This is a genomic window from Sphingopyxis sp., assembly GCF_035944815.1.
GTDB lineage: Bacteria > Pseudomonadota > Alphaproteobacteria > Sphingomonadales > Sphingomonadaceae > Sphingopyxis.
This window is the reverse complement of record NZ_DASZAU010000009.1, coordinates 503,740-517,437: the sequence shown is the minus strand read 5'-3', so window position 1 is coordinate 517,437 and position 13,698 is coordinate 503,740. Positions and strand designations below refer to the sequence as shown.

Genomic DNA, 13,698 nt, shown 5'->3' with positions numbered 1-13,698 from the left:
GTCGATCCTGTCAGGTCCGTCAGGTGCGGTGGAACAGCAGCATCAGGTTGTTCGCCGGCATCGCGCGGCGCTCGGCGAAGGCCAGGCCGGCGTCCGCCGCCGCGGCCTTGACCGCCCCGGTATCGCGCAGCCCCCATGCCGAATCGCGCGCGCGCAGATTTGCATCGAAGGCAAGGTTGCTCTCGGCTGTCGGCACATCGGGTTCGACATAGGGACCATAAAGGATCAGCGGCATCCCCGATGCGAGCAGTCTCGCAGCGCCCGCGAACAGGCCGAGCGTCGCCGCCCACGGGCTGATATGCACCATGTTGATGCAAAGGATCGCATCGGCGCGATCGACCGGCCAGCGGTCGGCCGCGGCATCGAGCGCCAGCGGGCGCGCGATATTCGCAAGGCCGGCTTCGGCGCGCCAGGCCGCGATCGACGTCAGACCCGCCGGATCGGGGTCGCTCGGCTGCCAGTCGAGATACGGGAAAGCGGCAGCGAAGTGCACGATATGCTCGCCCGACCCGCTCGCGACCTCCAGCACCGTGCCGGTCGCGGGCAACCAGTCGGCAAGCGCGTCCGCAATGGCATCGCGATTACGCAGCGTCGCGGGCGCGTGCCGCTTTTCGGCGGCAGCGCCGTCACCCGGCATCCATGGCTGCGGTGTCACTTTTTGGCCAGCGCCCGCGCGCGGCGCTCGCGAACGATCAGCCATGCGAACAGCCCGACCGGGCCGACCATCAGCGTCAGGAAGAGGAAGGGAAATTGGACGATACGGCTGAAGCCCTTCTGGTCGGCGTCGCGCGCGATCCACATGCCGGTGAACAGGTCGAACGCCAGATAATGGATCCACCCCATCGTCGTTCCGCCCGGGCTGTCGAACAATTTCATAACGCCCTTCAGCGTTGTGAAATCAGCGCCCCCCGCGCCGCCCGAGTCGATGCCGCCGGTCATGAAGCCGACGATCAGCACGGTATAGGCGAGGCAGAGCAGGAACACGCCGGCATAAAGGATCGCTGCAAGAATTCGCGGGCTGCGCGGCAGGAAAGCCAGCGCGATCCATCCCGCAAAGGCCCAGTAGTTGGCGAATAGAAAGATATTGTCCCAGCTCATCCGTTGCTCCCCGCCCTGTCAGATCAATCCGCCGAGCCCGAAAAGGACGACGCCCGCAAGCAATGCAATGGCGCCGGTGATGGTGATCAGCAAGGCCATTCGCGCCGCCGATGCACGGCGCGATGCAAGAAAAGCGGCTACGAGACCGAAGCCGATCGCGAACATGGGAGCGTAGAGGAATACCCAGTCATAGCTGAACTCGCGGCGGACCTCGATCATGCCCCATTGCTCGACGACGAGGCCATAAGCCGTGATCGCGATCAGCCAGCCGAGGATCGCAACGATCGCGAACAGCGCGCCGGCCGCGACGCACCCGGCGCCGGAGCGCGGTTCGGGGCGATCGGGGCCGGGCGCGGGTTCGGTCATCAATCCTCCCAGGCGAGGACGGGTTTGCGTGCCGCCAGCGTCTCGTCGAGCCGTGCGCGCGGCGCGAAATGCGGTGCGGTCTTGAGCGCGGGGTCACCGTTCTTCGCACGCAGCGCGATGCTGCGCAGCGCGCCGATGAACTGGTCGAGCACCGCCTTGCTCTCCGTCTCGGTCGGCTCGACGAGCATCGCGCCATGGACGACGAGCGGGAAATAGACCGTCATCGGATGATAGCCCTCGTCGATCAGCCCCTTGGCGATGTCGAGCGTCGAGAAGCCTTCGGCGAGGCCCTTGTCGCTGAAAAGCGCCTCGTGCATGCACGGACCCGATGCCGCGAACGGCGCATCTAGCACATCGGTCAGGCTGCGCAGCACATAATTGGCGTTGAGCACCGCGTCCTCGGCAACCTGCTTGAGCCCGTCGGCGCCGTGGCTGAGGATATAGGCCAGTGCGCGGGTGAACATGCCCATCTGACCATGGAAAGCGGTCATGCGGCCGAAGGTCTGTGGATGATCCTCGCCCGCATTTTCTTCCTCGATCAGACGGAACGCATCGCCCTGCTTCGTCACGAAGGGCAAGGGTGCGAAGGGCGCGAGCGCTTCGGACAGCACGACCGGTCCCGAACCGGGGCCGCCGCCACCGTGCGGGGTCGAGAAGGTCTTGTGCAGGTTGATGTGCATCGCATCGACGCCGAGGTCGCCGGGGCGCACGCGCCCGACGATCGCGTTGAAATTCGCGCCGTCGCAATAGACATAGCCGCCCGCAGCGTGGACCGCGTCCGAGATCGCCTTCATGTCGCGCTCGAACAGGCCGCAGGTATTGGGATTGGTGATCATCACGCCGGCGACGTCGGGGCCGAGGCGCGCTTTCAGCGCTTCCAGATTCACGCGCCCTTCCTCGGTCGCCGGGATATCCTCGACGGTAAAGCCGGCGAAGGCGGCGGTCGCGGGGTTGGTGCCGTGCGCGCTTTCGGGGACCAGAATGACGCGGCGGTCCTCGCCGCGCGCCTCGAGCGCCGCCTTGATGCAGAGGATGCCGCACAGTTCGCCATGCGCGCCCGCCTTGGGCGACATTGCGACGCTGTGCATGCCGGTCAGCGTGATCAGCCATTCGGCGAGTTCGTGGATCACCGCATAGGCGCCCTGCACCGTTTCCTGCGGCTGCAGCGGGTGCGCGTCGGCAAAGCCGGGCATCCGCGCGACCTTTTCATTGAGGCGCGGGTTATGCTTCATCGTGCAGCTGCCGAGCGGGAAGAGGCCGAGGTCGATCGCGTAATTCTGGCGCGACAGGCGCGTGTAGTGACGCACCGTTTCGGACTCGCTGAGCCCCGGCAGGCCGATCGGCGCGGTGCGCGCGAGGGCGCCGAGGTCGGCGGCGGGCGCGGCTTCGTCGAAATCGACCCCCGTGGTGTCGAAGCCACCGATTTCGAAGATCAGCGGTTCTTCGAGCATCAGCGCGCGGTTGCCGGTGAAGGTGACATTGTCGTCGGCACCACCGGCACCATTCATTTCGGGGCGCCAGCCGGCGCGGTTGAGCGCGGTCATGCCAGCACCTCCTTCAGGGCAGCGGCGAAGGCGGAAATATCCGCTTCGGTGACGGTTTCGGTTACGGCCACGACAAGGCCGTTCTCGAGGCCGGCGTTGTCGGGATAAAGACGGCCGAGCGACACGCCGCCGAGGATATCCTTCTCCGCCAGCTTATGGATCACGGGCCGCGCCGCGGTCGGGAGCCGCAGCGTAAATTCGTTGAAGAAGCTGGTGTTGAGTACCGACACGCCGGGAATCTTCGCGAGTTCGGCGGCGGCCGCCTTGGCACGGCCATGGTTGATGGCGGCAAGCTGGCGCAGGCCGGCCTCGCCGAGCAAGGTCATGTGAATGCTGAAGGCCAGCGCGCAAAGGCCCGAGTTCGTGCAGATATTGCTCGTCGCCTTTTCGCGGCGGATATGCTGTTCGCGCGTCGAGAGCGTGAGCACGAAGCCGCGCTTGCCGTTCGCGTCGACGGTTTCGCCGCAGAGGCGGCCCGGCATCTGACGGACATATTTGGTCTTGCACGCGAAGAGGCCGACATAGGGCCCGCCGAATTGCAGCCCCACGCCGAGCGACTGCCCCTCGCCCACCACGATGTCGGCGCCCATTTCGCCGGGCGATTTGATCAGGCCAAGCGCGACGGGTTCGGTGACGACGGCGATGAGCAGCGCGCCGGCGGCCTGGCAGGCCTCGGCCAGCTTCGTCATATCGTCGATACGGCCAAGAATGTCGGGATATTGGACGACGACGCAGCTGGTGTCCTTGTCGATGCTGTCCGCCAGCGCCGCCCAGTCGGTCCCGGCCTCGAGGCTCGGATCGCCGTCGACGAGCAGGTCGCCGGTATATTTGGCCATCGTGCGCGCGACGCTGCGGTAATGCGGGTGGAGCCCGGTCGACAGCAGTGCCTTCGCACGCTTGGTGATCCGGCGCGCCATGACGATCGCTTCCCAGCAGGCGGTCGAGCCGTCGTACATCGACGCATTGGCGACGTCGGTGCCGAGCAGGCGCGCGACCTGCGACTGGAATTCGAACAGCATCTGCAGCGTGCCCTGCGCAATTTCGGGCTGGTACGGCGTGTAGGCGGTCAGGAATTCGCCGCGCTGGATCAGATGATCGACGCTGGCGGGCACATGGTGGCGATAGGCGCCGGCGCCGAGGAAGAAGGGGCCGTCGCCCGCCGCGCGGTTCCGGCGCGACAGGGCCGCCATATGACGCTCGACCGCCAGTTCGCTCGCCTGCATCGGCAGGCCGGCGATCGGGCCGTCGAGGCGTGCCTCGGCAGGCACATCGACGAACAGGTCGTCGATCGACGATGCGCCGACGGTCGCGAGCATCGCGGCGCGATCATCGGATGTAAGAGGGAGATAACGCATGGACTACTCCGGAGAAGATTCGGGTTTTGCGGAAAAAAGTTGCGCGGTGTCGGTCAACGCGCCGGTGAAGACCGTCGGGCCGGCGTGCGTCGTGCGGATCCACGGCGCGAGCCAGATGCGGAAACCGGCGTCGCGGACGCGCTGGCAAAAGGCATAATCGTCGGACAGCAGGGCCTTCGTTTCGGAATCGATCAGCGGGCAGAAAAAGGCGGGCGCGATGTCCCCGATCCCGTGCGCCTGCCGCTCGGCGGGGTCGGGTCGGAAGACGAGTTCGGGCATCGCGCTGCGCATCCCCTCGAGCACCTCGCGGCGGATCAGCATCATCGCCGTGCCCAGACGCGACAGCTCGACCAGATCGGTCATCCTGAAATTCTGGTCGGGATGCAGGAAGTGCAGCGCGAAATCGCCCGAATAGCGCGCGAGGTCGTCGGGATTATCCTTTACCATCCCCATTTCGACCGCGCGCGCAACGTTGCGCCAGTTGATCATCCGCCGCGGATAGGCGCCGCCGAGCACCCCGCATTGCGGATGCCCCTCCATCACGCGGATCATCGAAAAGACGTCGTCGGACGAAAAATCGATGTCGGCGTCGATGAACAGCATATGCGTACAGTCGCTCGCAAGGAACATCGCCGTCAGCGTGTTGCGCGCGCGCGTGATCGACGGCTGGTAGAGGATGAATTCGAAACGCACCGGCATGCCGATCGCTTGCGCACGCAGCGCAAGATCGAGCGCCGCGCGGACATAGGTGCCCTGCGCGCCCTCATAGATCGGCGTCGCCACCATCAGGCGGCAATTGGCGAGTGCGGTGTCGGTCATCTTGTCCCTCCCCCTCCCGCCCGCGGGAGGGGCGATCGCTTACAGGGCGTCGCAGAACGCCTTGTAGGCAGCAGCGTCCATCAGCCCGTCGAGCTGGCTCTTGTCGCCGAGCGTCATGCGGAAGAACCAGCCTTCGCCTTCGGGGTCCGAATTGACGAGCGCGGGATCTTCCTCGAGCTGGCCATTGCCTTCGGTCACGGTGCCGTCGACGGGCGCGTAAACGTCGCTCGCGGCCTTTACCGATTCGACGACGGCCGCATCGCCGCCCTTGCTGAGTTCGGCGCCGGTGTCGGGAACCTCGACGAACACGATGTCGCCAAGCTGGCCCTGCGCGAAGTCGGTGATACCGACCGTCGCGACATCGCCGTCGACGTCGATCCACTCATGCTCTTCGGTAAAATAACGCGGCATCAGTCAACCTCCTGTTTTACGAACATATCGGTGCGGGACGAACGGCATCGCCGTGACGGTGCAATGGACAAGCTTGCCGCGAACTTCGGCGGCAATCGCGGTGCCGGCAACGGCGTGGTCGCGCGGAACATAGCCCATCGCGATCGGCGCACCGACGCTGGGCGCAAAGCCGCCCGAGGTCACGACGCCGATCTCGTCCTCGCCATCGAACAGCTTGGCACCTTCGCGCACCGGCAACTTGCCGTCGACGAGCAGGCCGACGCGTTTGCGCGGCGGGCCGTCTTCGAGATGACCGAGGATGCGCGCCGCGCCAGGGAAATTCTCTTCCTCGCGCCGGCGTTTGCTGACCGCGAAACCGAGGTCGGCCTCGGCAGGGTCGATCGCCGGGGTGAGGTCGTGGCCGTAGAGCGGCAGTCCGGCTTCAAGCCGCAGCGAGTCGCGCGCGCCGAGACCGATCGGCTTGACCTCTTCCATCGCGCAGAGCGCGTCGGCGAAGGCGGTCAGCGCCTCGTTCGGCAGCGAAATCTCGAACCCATCCTCGCCGGTATAGCCCGAGCGGCTAAGCGCGATCGCATGGCCGTTCCACGTCGCGCGCGCCGCCTGCATGAAGACGAGGCTCGCGGCCTCGGGTACCAGCCGCGCGAGCGCGTCGACCGCCTTCGGCCCCTGCAACGCGAGGAGACCATAGTCCTCATTGTGATTGAGCGTGATATCGTCGGGCAGGTTTTCGCGCAGATGCCCGATATCTTCCCACTTCACGGCACCGTTGACGACGATACCATATTGGTCGCCTTCGTTGGTGATCATCAGATCGTCGAGGATGCCGCCGTCTTCATCGAGCAGCAGCGAATAGCGCATCCGGCCGGGCTTCAGCGCAGAGATATCGCCGGGAAGGAGCGTTTCGAGCGCCTCGGCAACCTTGTCGCCCGAGAGCGACAATTGGCCCATATGGCTGACGTCGAACAGGCCGGCGCTTTCACGCACCCACAGATGTTCGGCCATGATGCCTTCATACTGGATGGGCATCCAGTAGCCGGCGAATTCGACCATCCGGCCACCCTTCGCACGGTGCCAGGCGTCGAGCGGCAGCGTCGCGGTCTCGATCGCCGCTTCGTCGCCCGTAAATTCCGTGTCGGTCATGCCAGTCTCCCGCGGTTGCACGGCGTAGCGCAGCCCGGTGCCGCGCCCTGTCGCCATGCCCCCTCTGTCACGGGAACCTGAGAGTTTTCCCCCATATCATGGGGTTACCCCTTCGGTGGTTCCGGTTTTGGCCGGAACGCTTTCCAGAGTGTCCGTTCCAGCCTGCGCGGTCCGATTGACCTGAGAGTTTCCGGGGCGGTTGCTCCTTCGGTGGTGAGGCGCCGGTTGCCCTGCCCTCACGCTCTCCCGCGCGGCCGGTCGAATCTCTTGCGGGACCCGACAGACGCTGCGAGCCTTGGCGCTGCCCCTTTAAGGAGTCAATCGGCGAGCACGCGGATCGCGTCGTTTTCGTGGATATGCACGCCCGAACCGCCCTGCCCCGCGAGCCGGACGATCGCGGCAGCGACGCTATCGCCCGATATCGAGCGGTAGCGGCGGAAGCTGCCGTGGAGCAAAGCGTCGGTCAGCGGTGCGGCGATCGTCGCCAGCCCCTCGCCCAGCCGTTGCGGCCCCGGGCGGTCGCCGCGCAGCAGCCCCGGACGAATGAGGTCGAGCCGGTCGAAGCCGAGCGCCACAAGATCGTCCTCGGTCTCGCCCTTGGTGCGCAAGTAGAAATTGGCGCTCTTTGCCGATGCACCGACCGAGCTGACTGCGATCATGTGCGGTGTGCCCCCGGCCCGCGCGCCGCGTGCGGAAGAGAGGACAAGATCGTGATCGACCGCGCGGAACGCCGCCTGCGACCCCGCCTGCCGGATCGTCGTGCCGAGGCAGCAGATCAGGACCGATGGCTTTTCGGCGGCAACGAGGTCGCCCCAGCCCTCGGACGGTGCGACGATCTGCCGGTGGTGCGATGCGAGCCCGTCGACCTCGCGGCGCGCCAATATGGTAACGGGCGCCGCGCCGAACCGATCGATCACCGCGCGTCCGACCATCCCGGTCGCGCCGACGATCAGCGCGTCAGGCATGCGCGAGCGCCGCAGGTACGGCGGCGCGGCCGAATATTTCGGCATAGCGGTCGATGGCGAAGCGGTCGGTCATGCCCGCGATATAATCACCGATATGCCGGTTTGTCGCGCATTCTTCGCCCGGCAGCCGCGCCGGCCAGTCGCCGCCCATCAGGCGCGGGTCGGCGGCATAGGCGGCGAAGAGGTCGCCCACCACCTTGTTCGCGGCCTCGGCAGCGGCGAGCTGTTCGGGGTGGTGATAGAGGTTGGCGTACATGAAGCGTTTGAGTTCGCGTTCCTCGGCCGCCAGTCCGGCCGAGAAGCCGCCGAGCATGCGGCCGGCGGAGCGGACTTCTTCGACGCTGGCGACGCCCGCTTCTGCGACATGGGCCATGGTCGCCGCGATGACGTCGTTGACCATCACGCCGATCTGGTCGCGGACGAGTTCGCGGAGCAGTCGGTCGCGCGGCGCGCCGGGGAAGCGGCCTTCGACGGCGCGGAAATTGGCGGCGACGAAGGGCTGTTCCATCAACTGGTCGAGATCGAGCAGCCCGGCGCGGAGGCCGTCGTCGATGTCGTGATTGTCATAGGCGATATCGTCGGCGATCGCGGCGATCTGTGCCTCGAGGCTGGCGTGGCTGGCGAGGTCGAGCCCGAAGTCGGCATCGATTTCCGCAAGCGCCCAACCAGGGTTCGTCACCGGGCCATTATGCTTGGCGAGCCCCTCCAATGTCTCCCACGTCAGGTTGAGCCCGTCGAAACGCGGATAGGGACATTCGAGCCGCGCGAGCGTGCGGAGCGTATGGCCATTATGGTCGAAGCCGCCATGCGCGGCCATCGCGGCCTTCAGCGCATCCTCCCCCGCGTGGCCGAAGGGCGGGTGGCCGATATCGTGCGCAAGGCACAGCGCCTCGGTCAGATCCTCGTTGAGCCCGAGCGCGCGCGCGATGCCGCGGCCGATCTGCGCGACCTCGATACTGTGCGTTAGCCGGACGCGATAATGATCGCCGTCGGGGGCGACGAACACCTGCGTCTTGTGGCGCAGGCGGCGGAAGGCGATCGAATGGATGATGCGGTCGCGGTCGCGCTGAAAATCGTCGCGCGGCCCGCGCACGACGCGGCCGAGTTCTTCAAAGCGGCGACCACGGCTGTGCGCGGGGTCGCTGGCGCAATCGCGGACGCTCACTTGACCGGATCGACGGACTGGCCCGCCTCGCTGTTGAAGAGGAAGCCGTCGCCGCCCGCCTTTTTATAGTCGCCGAGCCAATCCTGCGCCGCCTTGCGGTCCTTGAACGGCCCGACAAGCAGACGGCGCGTCTTGCCCCATTCGGCCGTCGCGCCGGACTTGCCCTTGAACAGCGCAGGGCTTTTCTTCGCGAATTTGCCGAAGTCGGTCGCGAGCGCCTTGGCATTGGCGCCGGTCGCGACCTGCACCCAGATGCGGGCGGGATTGGCCTTTTTTTCGGCCGCTTCGGCTTTCGCCTTGGCGTCGGCTTCGGCCTTGACCTTCGCCGCCGCGGCTTCCTTCTCCCGCTTTGCGTCTTCCGCCGCTTCGGCCTTGCGCTTGTCCTCAAGCAGCTTGGCGAGCGTATCGGCGCCGATGGCGTTGTCGGGGCGGCTCAATTCCTCCGCCGGAATCTCGATCGAGCCGACGATATCGGCGAGCGAGGCGAGCGGGGCGGCCGCCGCCGGAGCGGGAGCGGGCACGGCGGCGGGCGCATTGGCCGGTGGCACCGAAGCGGCGCCATTCTCCACGGGCGCCGGTACGGCGGCAGCGGGCGCGGCCGGCGTCGCCGGGGCGGTCGCGGGCGGCGTGGCCGGGGCGGCCGAAGCCGGCGCCGAGGTGGACGGCGTCGTGCGCCCCATGTCGGCGATCGAAAAGCCCGGGCCGATCGGCCCCTTGCTATCGTCGATCGCAGTCCCGATCGGCGTCGGCGTTGCTGCCGCGGGCGCTGTCGCCGCGACCACCTGCGATGCCGCCGGCGGCGTTGCCGGGGTGGCCAAGGGCGGCGTTGCCGGAGCCGCCGTTGTGGGCGGCGTGGCCGGCGGCCGCGCGGCCACGGCGGCGGGCACGCTTGCCGGCGTGGCCGCGGTGACCGGCGGTTTTCCCGCCACGTCGGGTTTGCGCGTCACCGCGACGGGAGCCGCGGGCGCGGGTTTCGGTGTAGGGGTCGCGGCCGGTTGCCGCCTGCTATCAGCAGGGGGCCGCCTGGTCGTCGCGGCGGGGGTCGGCGCGGCCGGCGCCGGGGTCGCCGCGGCGACCTGCACCGGCTTGCGTTTCGGCCCGAGCTGGCCGTTGGGGAAGCGGCCGAAATGCGCGGCTGCCGCCTGCTGCGCCGGGTTGAGCCGGTCCATCTGGGTCAGATAGGGCAGGATATTCTGCGCCATCGCCGGGGGCATCGTCGCATTGACGATTTCGGTCGCTTCCTTGTCGCGCCCGTTCATCGCGAGGATCATCGCGCGGAGCCGCCATGCTCCGCGATCCTGCGCGCGCAGCTGCGGGGTCAGCATCGCGATCGCGCGGTCGGCGTCGCCGCTGATCCCGAGCGACAGCGCATAGCGCCGCGTCAGTTCGTCATTGGGGGTGATCGACAGCGCGAGCTGATAGTCGCGCTGCGCAGCATCCTGTTGCCCGAGCAGGTCGCGTGCCAGGGCGCGATCGGCAAGGAAAAGCCGCTCGGATGCGCCCATCAGCTGCGCCTCGCCGAAATAATCGAGCGCGCGTGTCGGGTTTTCCATATGGACCATCGCCGAACCCAGCGCGGCCTTGACCGCGCCGTCGCGCGGGTTCGCCTGTTCGGCGCGAACGAGGAAACCGAGCGCGGCGCGATAATCCTCGAGATCGATCGAGGCCCGGCCCGCATCGAGCAGCGCGACGGTATCGCTGCCGTTCGCGGCGATGCGCGCGAGCGCCGACGACAGCAGGGTGCGTGCCGTCGTCCGCTTTTCCATCGCAGCGCGCGTCGCCGCATCGGGCGGCGTCGCCTGTATCGCATGGGCAGGCGAAATAGCGACGGTCCCGAGCAACAGCGCGCCGAGCGCGCCGGCCATTCGCCGTGCGCGTCCCGGCTTCGCCGTCAATTTCACCTGCCGCATGGGCAAATCATCCCGATTTCCGGCCTGCCGTGCCCAAGCGGGCAGCCGTTCGATGCCCCGTTACTGGTTGTTCTGGCGCCCCAGGAAACGCGGGATATCGACCCCGTCCTCCTTGTCATCCTGTTCGCCTTCGGGCGGTGTCGCCCCACGCGACAGGCGCGACATGCGTTCGAACAATGTGCCGCCGCCAATGCCGCGCGAAGCAGGCTCGGCCGCGGGTGCCGCATCGGCAGCGGGTGCCGCGCGATAGTCGGCCGGCGCGGCTTCGGGCGCATCGAGGACCAGTTCGTCGGCGGTATCGTCATAGGTCGCGGCGACCTGCGACAATTCCATCGGCTCCTCCTCGGCAACCGCAGCTTCGGCGGCATCGCCCAGCGAAAAGCCGGGAGCCGGTTCATTGTCCTGTGCGGCCGGTTCGGGCTGAACCAGCGGTTCTTCATGAACTTCGGGTTCGACCACTTCCTCGGCCACCGGTGCGGGCGCCGCGGCGCGCGCGGGAGCAAAGGAGAAGCTGCGCGTCGCGGGCGCGGCCTGCGCATTTTCGCCCGTGCCGTCGATGCCCGTCGCGACGACCGAGACGCGGATCTTGCCGTCGAGATTGTCGTTGAAGGCGCTGCCCCAGATGATGTTGGCGTCGGGGTCGACCAGTTCGCGAATATGGTTCGCGGCCTCGTCGACTTCCATCAGGCGCATGTCCTCGCCGCCGGTGATCGAGATGATGACACCCTTGGCGCCGGCCATCGACACACCGTCGAGCAGCGGGTTCGCGATCGCCTTTTGCGCGGCTTCGAGTGCGCGGCCGTCGCCTTCGGCTTCGCCGGTGCCCATCATCGCCTTGCCCATTTCGCGCATCACGCTGCGCACGTCGGCGAAGTCGAGGTTGATGAGGCCGGGCATGACCATCAGGTCGGTGATGCCGCGCACGCCCTGCTGGAGCACTTCATCCGCCATGGTGAAGGCTTCCTTGAAGGTCGTGTTCGGGTTCGCGACGAGGAAGAGATTCTGGTTCGGAATGACGATCAGCGTATCGACATGGTCCTGCAGCTCGGCGATGCCGGCCTCGGCAGACCGCATGCGGCGCTGGCCTTCGAAGGTAAAGGGCTTGGTCACGACGCCGACGGTGAGGATGCCGCGGTCGCGCGCCGCCTTGGCGATGACCGGGGCCGCGCCGGTGCCGGTGCCGCCGCCCATGCCGGCCGCAACGAAGCACATATGCGCGCCGTTCAGCGCCTCTTCGACCTGCGCGATGCTTTCCTCGGCGGCCGCACGGCCGACCTCGGGCCGCGAACCCGCGCCCAGCCCCTGGGTGATCTGCGTCCCCAGCTGGATGCGCCGTTCGGCCGGCGAAGCGTTCAGCGCCTGCGCGTCGGTGTTGGCGACGACGAAATCGACACCCTCGACGCGCGCCGCGATCATATTGGCGATGGCATTGCCGCCCGCGCCGCCGACGCCGATCACCGCGATGCGCGGCTTCAGCTCATCGACCTGCGGCGGGCCAATATTGATGCTCATCAATCAGTCTCCCTGCAGCGGCGAACCGGTGCCGCTTCCCTCACCATGCGACCCAGACGGACGGTGGTCCTGCCGTCCGGATTCCTGTCACCGCATTGCACTATTGTGACGCCGGAATCACCCAAAAAATTAACCTTTTTGCCGTTGCGGCAACTAAAAACTGCTTTTCAATGCGGCCATCAGCCGGTGAAGGATCGAAGTCCCCGCCGGCTTGTACACATCCTGTGCCATCATCGGCAGATCGCGCAGATCGACCGGGTCCGACGCCGCATAGAGAACCAGACCGGCGAGCGTCGCGAAAGCCGGGCCGCTGTGCGCATCGGGCAGACCGTGCAAGCCGCGCGGTCGCCCGACGCGCGCGGCACGGCCGAGCGCGACTTGCGTATAATCGGCGATGCCCTTGAGGTCGGCGCCGCCGCCGACGAGGACGACCTGGCGCCCGATCGGGCCGACGAAATGCAGGTCTTTCAACGTCCTGCCGATCTCGCCCATCATCGCGTCGAGACGCTGACGGATCACCGTGACGAGCTGGGCCCGGGTGATGCGCGGGGAATCGCTGCCCGACGGCGCGCCGGGCTCGAGCTCGATGATCTCGTTATTGTCGCGCGGGCTGGCCGACGCCGAGCCGTAGAAGCTCTGGAGCCGCTGCGCCTGGCTGCGCCGGATGCCGAAGGCCGAGGCGATATCGTCGGTGATGTCGCTCGCACCGAAGGGCAGCGACACCATTTCGACGAGCATGCCGCCGGCATAGAGCGAGACGGTCGTCACCGCGGCGCCGAGTTCGACGAGCGCGACGCCAAGGTCGCGCTCTTCGTCGGAGAGGCAGGCAAGCCCCGCCGCGATCGGTGACGCCACGACCGCATTGACGTCGAGATGCGCCTGCCGGACCGCGGCTTCGAGGTTCCGCACCGGCGCGCCGTCGGCCATGATGATGTGGATGTCGACGCCGAGCCGGTCGGCGTGGAGGCCGATCGGATTCTTGACCCCGGTGAGGCCGTCGAGCGTATAGAGCGCCGGCTGCGCATGGAGGATCATGCGGCCTTCGGGATCGATGCCCGCGCGGCCCGCGGCAAGGAGGTCGTCGATATCCTCCTGCTCGATGCGGTGGCCGCCGAGTTCGCTTTCGATCGGGGCGACGTCGCTGAGCAATCCGCCCGCCGAGAAGCTGACCCAGACATCGTCGATGTTGAGCCCCGCGATACGCTCGGCCTGTTCGATCGCCTCGCGCACGATATGCTCGGTCTGTTCCATGTCGGCGACATAGCCGCGCTGGACGCCGCGGCTTTCGCGCTGGCCGGTGCCGAGCACATGGAGCTGGCCGTCGGCGGTCTGCCCCGCGATGAGCGCGCAGACTTTCCACGACCCGACATCGAGTGCGGTGAATATCTTTTCGATGCGCGGCGGCGGCATGGC

Annotated in this window: 13 protein-coding genes and 2 riboswitches; all 13 genes read right to left on the bottom strand. The window is 67.3% G+C overall.

Annotated features, from left to right (window positions below):
* Nucleotides 1–19: 19 nt before the first annotated feature.
* The gene (locus tag VGU00_RS13140) at nucleotides 20–637 is read right to left on the bottom strand and encodes a DUF938 domain-containing protein (RefSeq protein ID WP_327469837.1); all 618 of its coding nucleotides are present in this window, start codon (nucleotides 635–637) and stop codon (nucleotides 20–22) included.
* Between the two features lie 14 nt (nucleotides 638–651).
* On the bottom strand, nucleotides 652–1,098 hold the full coding sequence (locus VGU00_RS13135; RefSeq protein ID WP_327469177.1) for an ABA4-like family protein: 447 nt from the start codon (nucleotides 1,096–1,098) through the stop codon (nucleotides 652–654).
* 18 nt (nucleotides 1,099–1,116) lie between these two features.
* Nucleotides 1,117–1,464 (bottom strand): hypothetical protein, encoded by a 348-nt coding sequence (locus VGU00_RS13130; RefSeq protein WP_327469175.1) that lies wholly within the window; start codon nucleotides 1,462–1,464, stop codon nucleotides 1,117–1,119.
* Entirely contained in the window at nucleotides 1,464–2,972 is a 1,509-nt protein-coding gene (gene gcvPB / locus VGU00_RS13125) for an aminomethyl-transferring glycine dehydrogenase subunit GcvPB (RefSeq protein ID WP_327469835.1), read from the bottom strand. The genes VGU00_RS13130 and gcvPB overlap by 1 nt, the downstream gene beginning before the upstream one ends.
* Nucleotides 2,973–3,004: 32 nt before the next feature.
* Nucleotides 3,005–4,363: an aminomethyl-transferring glycine dehydrogenase subunit GcvPA gene (gene gcvPA / locus VGU00_RS13120; RefSeq protein ID WP_327469173.1), complete on the bottom strand. Its 1,359-nt coding sequence runs from the start codon at nucleotides 4,361–4,363 to the stop codon at nucleotides 3,005–3,007.
* A gap of 3 nt (nucleotides 4,364–4,366) precedes the next feature.
* A complete protein-coding gene (locus VGU00_RS13115) occupies nucleotides 4,367–5,182 on the bottom strand; it encodes a hypothetical protein (RefSeq protein WP_327469171.1) in 816 nt (271 codons plus the stop codon).
* 39 nt (nucleotides 5,183–5,221) lie between these two features.
* The gene (gene gcvH / locus VGU00_RS13110) at nucleotides 5,222–5,593 is read right to left on the bottom strand and encodes a glycine cleavage system protein GcvH (RefSeq protein ID WP_293642948.1); all 372 of its coding nucleotides are present in this window, start codon (nucleotides 5,591–5,593) and stop codon (nucleotides 5,222–5,224) included.
* A gap of 3 nt (nucleotides 5,594–5,596) precedes the next feature.
* Nucleotides 5,597–6,733, bottom strand: coding sequence for a glycine cleavage system aminomethyltransferase GcvT (gcvT, locus tag VGU00_RS13105; RefSeq protein ID WP_327469168.1), 1,137 nt, complete (start codon nucleotides 6,731–6,733; stop codon nucleotides 5,597–5,599).
* Nucleotides 6,734–6,787: 54 nt separating this feature from the next.
* Nucleotides 6,788–6,890: riboswitch (glycine riboswitch) on the bottom strand.
* A riboswitch (glycine riboswitch) is annotated at nucleotides 6,891–6,992 on the bottom strand. It lies immediately after the preceding riboswitch.
* Between the two features lie 58 nt (nucleotides 6,993–7,050).
* On the bottom strand, nucleotides 7,051–7,698 hold the full coding sequence (locus VGU00_RS13100) for an NAD-dependent dehydratase (RefSeq protein ID WP_327469167.1): 648 nt from the start codon (nucleotides 7,696–7,698) through the stop codon (nucleotides 7,051–7,053).
* The gene (locus VGU00_RS13095) at nucleotides 7,691–8,863 is read right to left on the bottom strand and encodes a deoxyguanosinetriphosphate triphosphohydrolase (protein ID WP_327469165.1); all 1,173 of its coding nucleotides are present in this window, start codon (nucleotides 8,861–8,863) and stop codon (nucleotides 7,691–7,693) included. Before VGU00_RS13095 ends, VGU00_RS13100 begins: the two co-directional genes overlap by 8 nt.
* Nucleotides 8,860–10,728: a tetratricopeptide repeat protein gene (locus VGU00_RS13090; RefSeq protein WP_327469163.1), complete on the bottom strand. Its 1,869-nt coding sequence runs from the start codon at nucleotides 10,726–10,728 to the stop codon at nucleotides 8,860–8,862. The genes VGU00_RS13095 and VGU00_RS13090 overlap by 4 nt, the downstream gene beginning before the upstream one ends.
* 105 nt (nucleotides 10,729–10,833) lie before the next feature.
* Nucleotides 10,834–12,285 (bottom strand): cell division protein FtsZ, encoded by a 1,452-nt coding sequence (gene ftsZ / locus VGU00_RS13085; protein ID WP_327469162.1) that lies wholly within the window; start codon nucleotides 12,283–12,285, stop codon nucleotides 10,834–10,836.
* A 153-nt stretch (nucleotides 12,286–12,438) separates the two neighbouring features.
* A complete protein-coding gene (gene ftsA, locus VGU00_RS13080; protein ID WP_327469160.1) occupies nucleotides 12,439–13,695 on the bottom strand; it encodes a cell division protein FtsA in 1,257 nt (418 codons plus the stop codon).
* Nucleotides 13,696–13,698 lie beyond the last annotated feature (3 nt).